General features: G+C 43.7%; 11 protein-coding genes and 1 CRISPR repeat array. Of the genes, 2 read left to right on the forward strand and 9 right to left on the reverse strand.

What is annotated here, in order from left to right; translation table 11 throughout:
* Position 1 precedes the first annotated feature (1 nt).
* Entirely contained in the window at positions 2 to 1,879 is a 1,878-nt protein-coding gene (gene cmr6, locus ACT7WV_RS16540; protein ID WP_445103926.1) for a type III-B CRISPR module RAMP protein Cmr6, read from the forward strand.
* 15 nt (positions 1,880 to 1,894) lie between these two features.
* On the opposite strand, the gene ACT7WV_RS16545 is transcribed toward cmr6, so the two are convergent.
* The 6 genes from ACT7WV_RS16545 to ACT7WV_RS16570 all read right to left on the reverse strand — a co-directional run bounded on the left by ACT7WV_RS16545 (position 1,895) and on the right by ACT7WV_RS16570 (position 7,219).
* Positions 1,895 to 2,665 carry a hypothetical protein gene (locus ACT7WV_RS16545; protein ID WP_445103927.1) on the reverse strand — a complete coding sequence of 257 codons (771 nt, stop codon included), beginning with the start codon at positions 2,663 to 2,665 and terminating at the stop codon, positions 1,895 to 1,897.
* Between the two features lie 65 nt (positions 2,666 to 2,730).
* Positions 2,731 to 4,299: direct repeats of the CRISPR family, unit length 36 nt; unit sequence GTTTCCATTCAATTAGTTTCCCCAGCGAGTGGGGAC.
* A 250-nt stretch (positions 4,300 to 4,549) separates the two neighbouring features.
* Positions 4,550 to 5,116 (reverse strand): GspH/FimT family pseudopilin, encoded by a 567-nt coding sequence (locus ACT7WV_RS16550; RefSeq protein WP_445103928.1) that lies wholly within the window; start codon positions 5,114 to 5,116, stop codon positions 4,550 to 4,552.
* Positions 5,117 to 5,171: 55 nt separating this feature from the next.
* Positions 5,172 to 5,450 (reverse strand): CRISPR-associated endonuclease Cas2, encoded by a 279-nt coding sequence (gene cas2, locus ACT7WV_RS16555; RefSeq protein WP_445103929.1) that lies wholly within the window; start codon positions 5,448 to 5,450, stop codon positions 5,172 to 5,174.
* Positions 5,451 to 5,453: 3 nt separating this feature from the next.
* A complete protein-coding gene (cas1, locus tag ACT7WV_RS16560; protein WP_445103930.1) occupies positions 5,454 to 6,446 on the reverse strand; it encodes a CRISPR-associated endonuclease Cas1 in 993 nt (330 codons plus the stop codon).
* Positions 6,443 to 6,733 carry a CRISPR-associated protein Csx18 gene (gene csx18, locus ACT7WV_RS16565; protein WP_445103931.1) on the reverse strand — a complete coding sequence of 97 codons (291 nt, stop codon included), beginning with the start codon at positions 6,731 to 6,733 and terminating at the stop codon, positions 6,443 to 6,445. Before csx18 ends, cas1 begins: the two co-directional genes overlap by 4 nt.
* A gap of 102 nt (positions 6,734 to 6,835) precedes the next feature.
* On the reverse strand, positions 6,836 to 7,219 hold the full coding sequence (locus ACT7WV_RS16570) for an excalibur calcium-binding domain-containing protein (RefSeq protein ID WP_445103932.1): 384 nt from the start codon (positions 7,217 to 7,219) through the stop codon (positions 6,836 to 6,838).
* A 174-nt stretch (positions 7,220 to 7,393) separates the two neighbouring features.
* On the opposite strand from ACT7WV_RS16570, the gene ACT7WV_RS16575 reads away from it, so the two are divergent.
* Positions 7,394 to 8,041 (forward strand): hypothetical protein, encoded by a 648-nt coding sequence (locus ACT7WV_RS16575; RefSeq protein WP_445103933.1) that lies wholly within the window; start codon positions 7,394 to 7,396, stop codon positions 8,039 to 8,041.
* Between the two features lie 32 nt (positions 8,042 to 8,073).
* Here the strand turns inward: ACT7WV_RS16575 and ACT7WV_RS16580 are convergent, their stop codons facing one another.
* The 3 genes from ACT7WV_RS16580 to ACT7WV_RS16590 are packed head-to-tail and all read right to left on the reverse strand — an operon-like array spanning position 8,074 to position 13,074.
* On the reverse strand, positions 8,074 to 9,093 hold the full coding sequence (locus tag ACT7WV_RS16580; RefSeq protein ID WP_445103934.1) for a TniQ family protein: 1,020 nt from the start codon (positions 9,091 to 9,093) through the stop codon (positions 8,074 to 8,076).
* On the reverse strand, positions 9,083 to 10,279 hold the full coding sequence (locus tag ACT7WV_RS16585) for an AAA family ATPase (protein ID WP_445103935.1): 1,197 nt from the start codon (positions 10,277 to 10,279) through the stop codon (positions 9,083 to 9,085). The genes ACT7WV_RS16580 and ACT7WV_RS16585 overlap by 11 nt, the downstream gene beginning before the upstream one ends.
* Positions 10,279 to 13,074, reverse strand: coding sequence for a DDE-type integrase/transposase/recombinase (locus ACT7WV_RS16590; RefSeq protein ID WP_445103936.1), 2,796 nt, complete (start codon positions 13,072 to 13,074; stop codon positions 10,279 to 10,281). The genes ACT7WV_RS16585 and ACT7WV_RS16590 overlap by 1 nt, the downstream gene beginning before the upstream one ends.
* Between the last annotated feature and the right edge of the window lie 911 nt (positions 13,075 to 13,985).

Raw genomic sequence — 13,985 nt, forward strand, 5'->3', positions numbered from 1 at the left:
AATGCCCCCATCACCTTGGCTTGATCCGAAAAATGAACCAAAGCCCGATCCCAAGGGTAGCTTTGTTAGTTTTGTGGAATATCTGCGCTGGATGCGCCCTTATGACTCTGACGACACCTATAAGGATGCAACTAAAGTTCAAATTTTGCAAATGGCACAGGAGAAGGCAAAAACTTATCGCGATCGCTTAACTCAACTCAGCAAACGCACTCAGCTAATTGCTGGGGAGGAAAATACCTTTAAAGTCAAGTGTCCTTGGCGAATTCGTGTGGGTGGACATCGAGGACCAGAAAGTATTCTGCTGCCTGCTTTTGATGCTTTAGGTATTCCCTACATTCCTTCTAGTACCTTGCGGGGTGTTGCTCGATGCCAAGGGATTCGAGAATTTATGATGAATAATCAGGGGGTGGACTGGAAAGAAGCTGAAAAAAGAGTTGCTCCCTATTTTGGTTCAATAGAGACGAAAAACGAGCATGAACGCTCAGGTAAAGTTATCTTTTTCGATGCTTATCCCCTACCTCCATTACCCAATCAAGCCGAATTTGTGGCAGTTGATATGGTCAATAATATCTGGAATTGGAGCGATAACGACCAACTGGATTACAAGCCAAATCCTAACCCCTTCTTGTCTCTCAAAGAACCCAAGTTCCTAATTGGTTTGCGTCTGGCTAGTGGATGCAATGACAGCCAAATCTTAGAAAAAGTCAAACAGTGGCTAGTAGCTGGTTTACAAGAGGGCATTGGTTCTCAAGTTAACACTGGCTATGGGGAAATGCGTCTGATAGACCAAGAAAGTTGTTATCGAGGGTTTTTCCAAATAGAGTTTAATCTAAAAGGTCAGCTTATTCATGGTCGTCAGAAATTTCAAAGTGTTTTTAAGCCTTACCTGACTGACAGAAAAGGCAATCTGAAACCCGACATAATCGCTGATGCCGAAGTCCGTCCTGTTGCCTTTAAGTCAATGCTGCGCTATTGGTTTCGTACCTTTGCCCGAGGGGTTTTGCCAGCGAGGGAGGTACAACAGTGGGAAGCGACTTTATTTGGTTCCTTGAAACTCAAGCATCAGGGATGGGTAAGAGTTGGGATTTTAGAAGGAAAAGTAACTCAAAAAGAGCCTCAATTGAATTATGAAGGAAAAAATAAGCCATCTGGTCAAGCCAAGGGTATTTTGACGCTAGCTTATTCGTCAGAAATACCAGAAGATAAGCAAACTTCTGTTGCTCAATTATTCAAAAATCTGACTTGGTTGATGTTTCATTTAGGTGGCATTGGTCAGGGTGCGAGACGTCCGTGCTATTCTCGTCAATCAGCACCTTGGTATCGTGGCTCTAGTTTAACTCCCAATAGAAATGATATCTTCTGGCAGTTGCCATCTACTCTTGAGGAGTTCAAAGCAATATTTCAGCAACGGTTAGAGGATTTATACAAGGCACTAGCTTCAATAACTACAAAGAAGATTAATTATCGCTCACCTAAACTTGATCCTGTTGAACCAGTGAGTTCTCACCAGTGGGCAGAAGCTGTAGATAATACTTTCCAGATTGTAGTTGTTTGTGGAAATAACAGCGATACTAAGTCTTACGCCCTAGACATATTACACGAGTATTTCCATCACTTGGAAACTTCAAATTATACTTTTGCTAAGAGTTTGTGTGGCGGTAAAGATAAGGACAATTACACAATTAATAATCAGACTTTTACACGAGGGACAACTCCTTCACCTGTGTGGGTTGCTGATTTTGAGCGTTACCAAGTGGTGACGGTATTCGGGGCGACTCACAACCCACGCCAAGAGTATCTGAATCGTTTGCGTACTGGCACATCTAGCCAAAACTACCTTCCACTTTGGCCTCTACCGAAAAATACTGGAGAAAGTTAGAGAAAGGATAATTTTTTATGTATCGTCTGCACGGCGCAAAGCATAGGCCATGTAGGCAGAATTTACTACAGTTCCCATCAATGTAATTGGAGTGTTGGCAGGAGCACTGTAGAATCTCTTGTTTTTGAGTAGTTCGTCAACTGCACTAATCCGATAGTCTACGTAGACAACTAGAATTGATTTTGGATAAAAATTGTCGGCAATTTGTCTAACAATTAAAGCTACTTCTTCTTCAGTAAATTGATGATTAACTAAATCCAGGACTAAAATGTGACTGCGGCGATTTACTTTATCTGCTTTATATCTAAATTGAACATCTTGAAATCCTCTGGCTTTGAGAAACTGAAACTCTTTTGGTGGTAAAGTTCCTTGACCTGTGGGCAAAAGATAGTCAACACTGACCCAACCAATTACTTCTTCTTGTTCGAGAACTCTCTGGAGATAATCAACGCGGTCTTTGATGGTTACTGAAACAATGCGCTCTACTTCTCGTGTAGCTACCATCCCCACAGTTTGCTTGACTTCGCTGATAGTTTTTCCGTAGAAAAAAGCCCCAATAACTCCTAAAATTCCTAGGACAAGTCCGATGACAATAAACGAGAGATTCAAGGCGCTAACAAAGGCTTGAAAACTGCTTGCCATCTGGGTATTAGCGTCTTGTAATAGCTCTAGCTGCTTGGTCAGCAGTTGCACCTCAAGAGATGGAGTTGGGGTAGATGTCGGGGTAGGTATAGGAGTTGGTGGGCTTTGTGCTACAAAAAAATCCACAACTAGGGGGATTCGCATGTTGGTACTTTGTTAAGAACGTTTGAGAGATATCGATAAGGATAGGTTATCAATATCTGCTCAACGTTTCCATTCAATTAGTTTCCCCAGCGAGTGGGGACCTCTGAAGGTATATATGCTAGGGTTGGATGTTATGTGTTTCCATTCAATTAGTTTCCCCAGCGAGTGGGGACAAAAAATTGGTAGCAGCGGCTACGCGGAAATCCAAGCGTTTCCATTCAATTAGTTTCCCCAGCGAGTGGGGACAATAATCTAGAAGCTTTCGTAGAAAAGCAAGAGAGTTTCCATTCAATTAGTTTCCCCAGCGAGTGGGGACTTTATGGATATGGTTGGTCATTTTCATGGTTATATGAGGTTTCCATTCAATTAGTTTCCCCAGCGAGTGGGGACTTCTTCAAATAATGTATCCCTTTCGATTAACGGATAGTTTCCATTCAATTAGTTTCCCCAGCGAGTGGGGACTCGGTTACTCAGTAGAAGGTAAGATTGCTAACGATTTAGCGTTTCCATTCAATTAGTTTCCCCAGCGAGTGGGGACCTCTACCAAAAGACCGCTCTAACCACTGAAACAAGGTTTCCATTCAATTAGTTTCCCCAGCGAGTGGGGACCCATATATATATAAGAGTTAAGGTAAAAATCTGGATGTTTCCATTCAATTAGTTTCCCCAGCGAGTGGGGACTTTTTGGAAATCTACCTGATAATGAGATGATTCGTGTTTCCATTCAATTAGTTTCCCCAGCGAGTGGGGACCATCATTGACCATAATGACTCATCTACTCACTACTAGTTTCCATTCAATTAGTTTCCCCAGCGAGTGGGGACTTTTGTAGGTTTGCTGGCTAGTGTGATTATTAAACAGTTTCCATTCAATTAGTTTCCCCAGCGAGTGGGGACTCTTTAAAAGAGATCTTAAGAACAGACCCTCGAAAGGGTGTTTCCATTCAATTAGTTTCCCCAGCGAGTGGGGACTATAGTTTGAAAGCAACTATACACAAACTATACATTGTTTCCATTCAATTAGTTTCCCCAGCGAGTGGGGACTCTTTAATAGAACACTCGTCAATATTCCAATGATTCCAGTTTCCATTCAATTAGTTTCCCCAGCGAGTGGGGACTAATTATCGTTTTTTCTCTGATTCTTTAGACATCAGGTTTCCATTCAATTAGTTTCCCCAGCGAGTGGGGACAATTAACGATACTAATTTAGATTTACATTTAGCTGGTGTTTCCATTCAATTAGTTTCCCCAGCGAGTGGGGACAGGAATTAGATGCAATTACCTTGAGAGTTCTCGTAAGTGTTTCCATTCAATTAGTTTCCCCAGCGAGTGGGGACAGTTTGCCATAGTCGCTAATCCTGAGATGAATTTGACACTGTTTCCATTCAATTAGTTTCCCCAGCGAGTGGGGACATTTATGCCAACAACAAATGTCAAGAATTGAAAGTTAGTGTTTCCATTCAATTAGTTTCCCCAGCGAGTGGGGACTCTAGGCTCCATTCTCGGTGCATCCCCATTAGCCCACACGTTTCCATTCAATTAGTTTCCCCAGCGAGTGGGGACCATGAGCCACATTCTGCTGTCAAAGAGGCGCTAAGTGTTTCCATTCAATTAGTTTCCCCAGCGAGTGGGGACCCCTCGATTTTAACCCTATACTCTGCCTGGATTCCAGAGGCCATTTGCGAGGTTCAGGAATTTTGTCGCTACAATTCACGAAAAACCTGGCTTAAAAATCGCTGAAACCATTACAGGATAAGGCGGCGAGGTTCAGAACCAAATCATCAGTGTTTCAGCCATTTTGGCTGACCTTCGCATTTGGTCAAGAATTCCTGACATTGCCCCTCTAAGCTAAGTAACCTGAATCCTGGCAAAGCATATCTCAAACTTACCGACACTTAGCTTGCTCTAGCGAAACGACAGGACAACTCGCAACATTGCCAATCAGAGTATTAAACCCAACGCGGTGAATATACTTATGCTTACCTTGAGAGAGATAGAAAAATCCTAGAGTATAACCGTCATCAGGGAATAATCCGAGGTAAGCTGTATAACAATCCCCCAAGTACTCTTTTGATAAGTTGTATCGCCTTGGCGAACTTCTAACAGTAGATTTAACCAAGGAAACAGGCTCAATAGTTGTAAATAGAGCCGGACTTTTTGAATAAGGGTGAATGCTGTATTTAATCCAGTCTGATTGCTGAGAATTGGAAGAACTAGAGCAAACCGTAACTGCATAGCGCACTGAGTTTTTAGTAGCTTCCGACTTAGCTAACTGCAAAGCTGATTGCAATTGACCAGCAGCACTACGTATTTGTTGCCGTTGTAGAAAAGAATACCAAGAAGGTGCTGCGATCGCTGCAAGTATTCCCGTGAGAAAAAAAACTATAATCAGCTCGATGAGAGTGTAACCCTGAGTTTTCATGGCAAATTCTCCCCGTCTTTTTTGCTTCATGGCAATTAGGCGGTTCTCTTACTGGTCAAAGTGCTAAGAAAATCCGAACTTAGAATTAAATAATCGTCGAACCGGGGAGTTGAGTGATGGGTTCTCCTCCCCAAGTCACTATCTGGCTTAGAGTATGGCGAGACAGGGGATAAAATCGCACACTATCTTCTGAGAATTTGATAATTTTCCTCAGTCTTGTTTGCAGTTCATCATATTTAGTCTTAGTCAACACACACTCAAAAACCGAATATTGAACTCGTTTACCATAACCCTCCAATACATCAGACACCTTCTTGCGCCGCTTATCATCAGGAATGTCATAAGTCACCACATAAAACAACATGACTCAGCGGTTCTGATATGGCTGATATAGATGGCTGGGATTATAGACAAACTGCTTATATGCCTTAACCTGCTGGTTGAGTAAATCCCATTTAGGCTGCTTTTCTCCTGAATCAGTCAAAATTTCTTCCTCCATTCGTCCTACAAATGCTTTGAGGAAAGTTTTGCGTCCACTTTCATTGAGAAAACAACCGCCATCACGATAGACAAAATCCTTCTGAGGATCGACAATGTGACGATTAACTAGCCATAGCACCAAAGAATCCACCAACGGTGCGCGAAACTCCTCAACCAAATCGCTAGCTAAGGCTGCATGGCGTTCGGTTCCCTGGTGCAAAGACGCTTGATAAGGGTCTAATCCCTGAATCTCAATTAGCGCTAGCAAATGATTCCAGAGAATCTGATAACCAAAACTCAGCATGGCATTCACCGGATTCCCAGGAGGACGGCGGCTGCGTCCTGTAAACACAAATTCTGAATGCCTCAAGCACTCCCCAAAAGCCGAGAAATACTGCGCCGCACCCGCACCCTCAAACCCCATCAACCGTTCAATCGAGTCAGCAAGACTTGCCTGAGTTGCCAGATGCTCTAAACTTTGAATTACCTGTTCTAGTAAGACAGACTGATTGCGCCGTAACTGCCGCCGCAGTAAGATACGAGAGTTCTTTAACTTTGTCTGGACGATTGCCCTGGCTGTCTTGAGGCGATCGCCTAATACTAACTGCTGCTGATAGTGGGATAATTGGCGATATCCTCGCTCAATCGACATCAGCCGACCGTAACAATACCCCATGCGAGACAAATAAGCAATCGGAATATCTCGCCACAGACAAGCACGAATCGCTTGAGTAGTAACTTGAGACTTACCAAAAATCAAAATTTGTTCCGTCAGTGGTAGTTGCACCTGACCATAAACCGTCTCCCCCTGCTTAACAATCAGCGTTTCTTGCTTAAGAACCACATAACAGCCTTGCTGGGAAACATAGAGAGTTCTCATTGCCTTCGCCTCTGAAGAAAAGACAAGTACCGTTGCCGACGGCTAAGACTTCCCTGAGACGGGTTTGTCGAAGATAGTAACTCCGCTTGCACAGAAGGCGACAACCAAGCAATTACTCGGTCAGCCATACTGGAAACAGCATAAGTAGCAATAGTAACCAGCAGCGTATTGATAATCACCGCTGCCAACCCTAAAGGTGCAATCAGCAAAATGATCAGAGTAATGCTGCCATTAGAAATAGAGACCAAAGTGTTACGCACTTGGGCAGCACGAGGAGATAAATACATAGTCTTTTTTGATTTTTTGAGTTGATTAAATGAGGACTAAGTGTCGGTTATAGGGAGTGTTCAAAAGTTTTTATCGACTGATTAACCAACAAAATATCTTGCTTACTTAAGCAAACTTTCGCAGGCTATACCATCATTATTTCTATCCAAGCCATGGGGGTCATCAGGAAAAGCCTCCAGCACCGCCTGTGCCTCCTTTTGCTGGCTAAAGTCACTACAATTGCAGTTTTTTTGAATGCAATCCAGTTCCAGTTTATCCGCCGCCGTATCAAGTGCTTCCGTTGCCCCAGCTGCTGGTGTTTGCACTGATTCAGTTGATGGTCGTTGGGTTTCTTTAACTGGTGGAGTTGTCTTAGGTGTTGAAGCCTCCATCGGTTTGGCTACTTCAGTCTTTTCTTGAGAGTTAGTTGATTCAGGTTCTTGACCTGCGCATTGAACAATAATTGTTGTCCCTAGAACCATTGTCAGGGTAAAACTTCGTAGCACTGTTTAATGCTCTCTTTAATTATCGGGATTTCTAATTGTTAGTGAATAATTTCCCTATATTGTGACTGAGCAGCTGAAATAAAATTTCGTCTATCAGAATTAGCTATTTTCAATGAAAAGGTCAAGAAAGTTTTTCTGGTTCACCGTCTACCTCGACCCCATACTCAGTCCGGAATGTTTGGAGAACTGTATCTGCGCGGGGAAGCGCGAGCCGCTTGTGACTTAGTAGAGATACCCCTTTGGTTAGCTGGTGGTGCCTTGCCCACGACGGTGACTTCTGCCAGATTCTCGGTAGAGCGACTCCTGAGCGCCAGAAAACGTTTTGGTGCCGTCTACCAGGGCTTATCAGCACTCTTGCGCCTCTCTGGGGCAGTAGATTGGAGTACGGGAGAAGAAATTAATGACGTACTCTATTTTGAACAGAAAGTAGAATCGCACCACATCTTCCCCGTTTCGTGGTGTCGAAAGCATGGCATTGACCCGAAAAAATACAACTGCTTGGTCAATCGCACCCCCTTAAGCGCGAAAACCAATAAAAAAATCGGCTCGAAAGCGCCTTCAGTTTACCTCAAGGAGTTTGAGAGGTTGGGAACATCGCCAGACAAACTGGATGATATGCTGCGCTCACATGCCATTGAGCCAGAGTGTCTGCGCCAAGACGACTTCGAGGGATTTTTCGCGGCGCGGACAACAGCGTTAATGGAGTTAATTGGCAAGGCAATGGGCAAGCATTTAATCATGGAACCGTTTGAACCATCCGTGACGGAGTGCAAAAATGGTAACGGCAAGAGCCTACATCCGGTGATAATGACAAATTATTGAGCGCTCATCCTGTCAAAAATTAACAATATCAGTTAAGTAAGGCGATAATTGACCTGAAAATTGCTTAGTAAAATTTCGCCTAATGAATTAAAGTCTTCTAAAAATAATTGAGCAAGAGATATATCAGCTTGATAGCAAACGGGAATAACTAACTGTATCAGATGAAACGGCTTATTATAATGTTGCCCTAAACCTATCTTCAGTTGCTCCATAATCTTGCCTAATTTAATAAACCGAGTCAAATCTTGCCTAAATGCTCTTTCAAAACCAAACAAAATAAGTTGTAACTTTTTCGTCAAAGTTTCCAGCTTAGGCTGATAGCCCAATTGAGGAGCAACCGCAATCAAATCCCCAATACTTCCTATCTGGTACTTATTCCATTCCAGCTCATCAGTTTTTAATACTGGACTCTCTCCCTGTGCGCTTCCAAGCCACCCTTTACATCTAGAACAAAATCCTAATTGTAAGGAATTAGCAATCACAGGTAAACGAGAACTACAGTGAGGACATTCATCAACTAACAAACAGTGGTGATGCAGACAAACATCGACCTCTTTAAATGACCACAGCAAAGGTTCATAAATCACTTTACTCTCTTGTCGCCATTGCTGATTACACTGAGGACACCAGGCTCGATATTGACGAAACAACCCTCTCTCTTTAATCACTCCTTTCCACGTCAAAAGGCTTAAGAAGCTTAAATCTGGACGCTGAGTTAACTGTTCTAATGCTTCGACAAGAGATTTTGTCTTTGCCCTCATTCCATTTATGGCTGGCTTGGCATCACTATTACTGAAAAGAGTACTGACATGCTTTTTAATGAGAGGAGATTCGTAATTTTGTCCCATCATTCGTGGAGCGATTTCTCCCCTAATTAGCTTTTGGGAGGTCACACAATGCTCTTGAGCCAATCGACTCAGGTAACTGCTTAAGCTTTCTGTATCAGGTGTTCCTACTCCGATAGGTTCTAAATGATAGAGACGGCTGCGCGGTGGGATAGCAAGTTTTTGCAAATCCCACATCTCAAGCTGAGTGCATTCATCAACTTTCATGATGATCACTTGCTACTGGATCTCGCTTGGGATTGCGTTGACCCACTCGCCGCCTCCTCCGAAGCTGTAACTTGCCACCATTTTTGTGTTGCTTATCGCCTTTACCTGAGTCAGTCTGCTCCTCCCGAACTTTTTGTTGTTTCAAGTTCAGAAGTTCACGCAATTGGCTTTGATTATCTTTACTATCGGTGAGTCTTTCTTCACCCTCTATCGCATCTTTTGCCATTTGTATGCACTCAGAAGTTAACTTCGCTGTTTGTTCGAGATGATCGAGAGTGAGAGTAGTTGCGCCTTCTTCAAGAGCAAGGTCAAGTGCTTGTACCAGCCAGTTTTTAAGTGTACCAATACAGCCAATGCTGCGTTCGTAGAAATACTCCCAGTGTTTTTCTACGAGGATGGGCGTTTCTAGCAGTGGCATCCGGTACAGTAAATGTCTTAGAGAGCGTTTAAACTCCTTGATGTCCTGATTCTGCTCTAGGCGGTAGCGAGGCAGATGAATAATCCGAGTACGTCGGCTTAATTGGGGACTGAGTTCGAGGAAGTCGAGAAGTTGATAAGTCCCAAACCCAGTCCAGGGAATTTTGGTAGTATTCACGGCTGACTTAATGCAGTCCATGTGAGCCTCCAAAACCTTTTGGCTAGCCATCTTACCAATATCCTGAAATTCATCTACCGCTAGAGTGTAAGGTCTACGGTGAGACAATGCTTGTTCCATCGCTAAGCGCAAGCTATCTTCAGTTGCCCTTGACTTAACAATTAGTTTTCCCTCGGTATCACGACGAATACCGTCTTCGCTATAGCTAATTTTCTCGTTAATCAGTGGTTCGTCGATGGCAATCAAGGTACGTTTATAGAAGTTTCTCCACCTGAAAGTATCTTTACCTGGTGCGACTGCCTCGACGCAGACAATAGGAATCCAACCAGGGTCGAGTTCCATTTGTGGCAAACTTTCCTCAAGAATCTTTCTCTCAACCAAGCGCAGTAAGGTGGTTTTGCCCACACCGGATGGACCCATAACCAGAATTATCGAGGCTCCTGCTGGTTCTCGAATGGCACGCCGGACTTGGCTATATGCTAATTCCAGATTCTGGTGCATTACGGTTTTGTCAGGAGCCTTGAAGTAATCTAACCGCTGTTGTGCTGATTGAGTGAGTAATTCTGGTGGAAATCCCTGCTCAGTTGCCATCACCATTCCTCCAGAGGTTGACAATTTTCCCAACCATCATCTTCTAGTGGAGGATACTCTGCGGGCAGGGATAAACTTTCACTTTCATTGTGGAGGGATTCTTCAAGAAGGTTCAAAGAAGAATCAGGATCTTGTTCCCCAGAACCACAGTCAATCAGTGCATGTAACTGCTTGACTTCTAAATCCCGCTTGCGCTGCGCTAGCACAGCTTTTTTTGCTTCTCTCCAAGGTGGCGATAAAGCCACCTCCTCTTTTTCCACAGAGACCAAGAACTGAGCCAGTTTTCTACCTGTGATCTCACCAAATTGCCGATTTTGAATCTGGTTAAGCTTTTTCAACTCGGCGGCAGCAATCATCGACTCTCGTACTGAGTGACCCTGGAGTTCTTGAAGGTAACCTGAAGAACATTTCACCCACTCTTTGTTGACGTAGGCATAAGCCACGGTGATATCAAATGGATCGTATTTCACATCTACATCTGTGTCCCGAACCTTGATCCCACTGAAGGATTTGTGCCAGTAGTAGAGGTGGTTAATTTTTACCCCTTGCCGCGTGACTTTTCTTTTCCCCTCTCGGTCTGTTGGCGAGGGGAGCGCTAGTAGCCGGAACACGTTTGGAGGAATGAGCAAATGCTCTCGATTACCTCCTTTGGCTATGCCAGCATTGAAGGCGTCTCTGGGACTCTGCCTTAAGGCAGGATGAGGTGAGGTTTCGTACACTTCATAAACATACTCACAGAGGTATTCGTATACCTTGTCCAGTGTCCAGATTGCCTGATTTTTCGGATTGACGCTTTTGGTTACCTGCCGAACATTTCGCATAATCTGGGTGTTGCCCATTAAGTTGTGCCAGAATTCCTGGTTAGCAACTCCAAAAAAGCGCTCAATGACTGAACCAAAACGTCCCTTAGCTGAGGGTCTTTGCTTCTTAGTACATCGGTAGTAAGCCAAGAGCGTTTCAAAGTCGCTGCTGTTAAACTCTGCACCATTGTCCACTACGATGATTTGGGGAAGGCGACCAAAGCGTTGGACGCAAATTCTCAAAACCATCATGCAGGAGCGGTAGCTGGGTGGATCGAAAGTCAGGTAAGCCGCAAGTATTCGTCTTGAGTAGGCGTCCATTAAGAAGCTCACCCAAGGACGACCTAGATTGTCGTTATCATCCAAGGACTCTAAGTTGCCGCTAATATTCGCCATGATTGAGCTGACTAACTCGGCATCGGCTTCCGTATGGTCGATGTGGCAGATTTCAAAGGGACGTTCACCGTGGGGAGGCGTGTTCTCCTTGTCTAAGCGCCAGTAGAACGGTTCCTCTTGATAGGCGGCTCGATGTCCCTTGCGCTTTAGAGTCTGCTGATAAGCAGGACGGTCGTGAATGGTTTGACGAAATAATTCGTAGCTTGGGTGCTTAATTCCTTGTTGGATGCATTCTTCTTTAAAGGACGAGTAAACTCGGTTAATAGACTGCTGCTTGAAGGTTTCATACTTGTCCTCAATGAACGCCTCCATAAAAGTTCGGACTGCCTCACTAATTTTCGGCTGGTAGTTTCCCTTCCCTCGATGGTTTGGTAGGAGTCCGATGAAACCTCGTTGGTAAATCTTTTCGGCTTCGCGGTAGCTAGCAATCCAACGACGTTCAGAGCGATTAGGCTTGGTGGATGAGTTGCTTGAGTTGCCATTGAGGAAGGGTTCAATTGCTTTATAGCGACGATTGGCTTCTTCTCGGTCTCTCTTACTGGCTTTGCGGAGTATTTCCTCAACTTCGGCATTAAGGCTTGATTCGCTTGGGGCTAAAAGACCAGTGATTTGTCCTTTCTCAACTAAATCCTCAAATGTTGGGTTGGGTAGTTGGATAAACTTACCATTTTCTTTCAATAGTCCAATCGATGTGTTGCCCGTATTAACAATCTGCCAGTCTTCACCGTCCCAAGATACTGATGTTCCAACACTAACTTTAACGGCGCAAACCTGGCTTCCAGATGCTGGGGGCGCAATCTTGGTCACTTGAGCATAAGTAAAAGCTTCTTCTTCATCGAGAAAAAATTGCACCTGCTCCGGCTGCATCAAGGGAACTGCACTGAGGTCAACGTACACTTGATCAGTAGCAATCAGGATATTGAGGTCATTTACTGTAGCTTGCTCAACACGATTAAGTAACTCTGCCATGACAATTCCTGGCTCGGCTTCTATAATTGAAAGGATGGCATGAGATACCTCTTCATCTACTTGCGGTAACTTGGCTTGGAAGTAGTCCTCCAGCCACACAAAGTTTCTCTGGAATATCCAATCAATTTCAGCAGATGAGCGAAAACAGTAGTATAAACCTAGTGGGTGGGCGTACTCTTCGCCTGGAGGACACCGCCACTTACCCTGCTCTCCAAGCTGGTAACGATTTGGACTCTCCTGTGCTTTTTTGAGTAACTCCTGTTGTGTCTTACATTCTTCCCAACCTGCGCTGTTTTTTCGCATGACGAAAAAGTCCGGCGTGTGTAGGTGGCGATTTCTTCGTCCTGTCTTACTTAAGTAATTAAGATCAATGGAGGGAGGTTGGTCGTAATACTCTATTACGTCTTCGTCGTGTTCTAGTTTATAGATATGGGCTAGCTCGTTACGGTGTGACTCAAACTGAATAGTTCTCCTCATCTTGCGGCTGGGATAGCGTCCTGAAACGTTCTTCCTGCCCCCGCCGACCAGTCGCGACGGTTCGGATGAGCGAATTGCTTCTATAGTCCTTCTCGCTAGTTCCGAAAGGTCAAGGCGGCGACACCAGTTTTTGAACTCGTCTTCAGGGAGCATCCACTAGTCTCCTCTTTCTTCTGAGCTACCTGAGTTAACTGTTTGTTCCTCACACTTAAGTTGGTTTGAAACTGATGAGGATTTGATGAGTGCTACACAGGTGGCTAATTAACTTAATAGGTTGAGTAAGTTCTTTGAATATAGGCAAAAATTTCCATAAATTAAAATAAGTTTTCTCTACATTAAAAGGCTTTTTGTTGAGAAATATTACAAAGTGGTTGGCAAGTAGAGATAGCATAGCTATGAGCAATTGAAAATTGGCAAGGTAGCTCATAAGTCGCTGATCGGAGTGAAGTGGGACTTGGTTAGGGCTAATTACTTATGGTTTGTGTCTGGGATACGGTTGCGACTTTGTGCCAACTTATGCCTAGTATTTCTACTTCTGGTCAACTTATGCTTGTTAGAAGTAGATTTTGATGCGAGACACTGAACATAATAATAAATATCACAGGGACTCAACTGGTCAACTTATGGTTGTAGGTTTGGACAATTTATGGTTGTAGTGACATATTGTGTCAGCCTATGCTTGTTAGAAGGAAATTTTCATCTGAGTTCCTCAACATAACAATAGGTATTACAGAGACTTAAGAGGTCAACTTATAGTTGTGAAATTGAACAACTTAGGTTTTTAATGACAAAATTATTGGTTGCTGTTTTCAGATTAGTGTTATCTTGCCAAACTATTCGTCGCTGTTAACCAATTACTATCACTGATAGCAGTTGATTAGAGTAGTACTTTTATACTGAATTACCTATTACTAGTTGCCCATCCATTCCTCAAGAATGCGTCTCGTTCTGCGAGATAGCAAGATAGAACTAATTCTTGAGAAATCTTGATTGATGCTGCCCTCTTTTGCTGACAGCCAAACCTTCGATGTAATCGCTATAGCTTGTAAGTAACTTCATCAACC

It is taken from the genome of Symploca atlantica LB2515 (genome assembly GCF_052546295.1).

What these genes read in the sequence shown, in the direction of transcription:
- cmr6 (WP_445103926.1), top strand. Translation starts at nt 2, where the DNA reads ATGCCCCCATCACCTTGGCTTGATCCGAAAAATGAACCAAAGCCCGAT.
- ACT7WV_RS16545 (WP_445103927.1), bottom strand. Translation starts at nt 2,665, where the DNA reads ATGCGAATCCCCCTAGTTGTGGATTTTTTTGTAGCACAAAGCCCACCA.
- ACT7WV_RS16550 (WP_445103928.1), bottom strand. Translation starts at nt 5,116, where the DNA reads ATGAAGCAAAAAAGACGGGGAGAATTTGCCATGAAAACTCAGGGTTAC.
- cas2 (WP_445103929.1), bottom strand. Translation starts at nt 5,450, where the DNA reads ATGTTGTTTTATGTGGTGACTTATGACATTCCTGATGATAAGCGGCGC.
- cas1 (WP_445103930.1), bottom strand. Translation starts at nt 6,446, where the DNA reads ATGAGAACTCTCTATGTTTCCCAGCAAGGCTGTTATGTGGTTCTTAAG.
- csx18 (WP_445103931.1), bottom strand. Translation starts at nt 6,733, where the DNA reads ATGTATTTATCTCCTCGTGCTGCCCAAGTGCGTAACACTTTGGTCTCT.
- ACT7WV_RS16575 (WP_445103933.1), top strand. Translation starts at nt 7,394, where the DNA reads ATGTTTGGAGAACTGTATCTGCGCGGGGAAGCGCGAGCCGCTTGTGAC.
- ACT7WV_RS16580 (WP_445103934.1), bottom strand. Translation starts at nt 9,093, where the DNA reads ATGAAAGTTGATGAATGCACTCAGCTTGAGATGTGGGATTTGCAAAAA.
- ACT7WV_RS16585 (WP_445103935.1), bottom strand. Translation starts at nt 10,279, where the DNA reads ATGGCAACTGAGCAGGGATTTCCACCAGAATTACTCACTCAATCAGCA.
- ACT7WV_RS16590 (WP_445103936.1), bottom strand. Translation starts at nt 13,074, where the DNA reads ATGCTCCCTGAAGACGAGTTCAAAAACTGGTGTCGCCGCCTTGACCTT.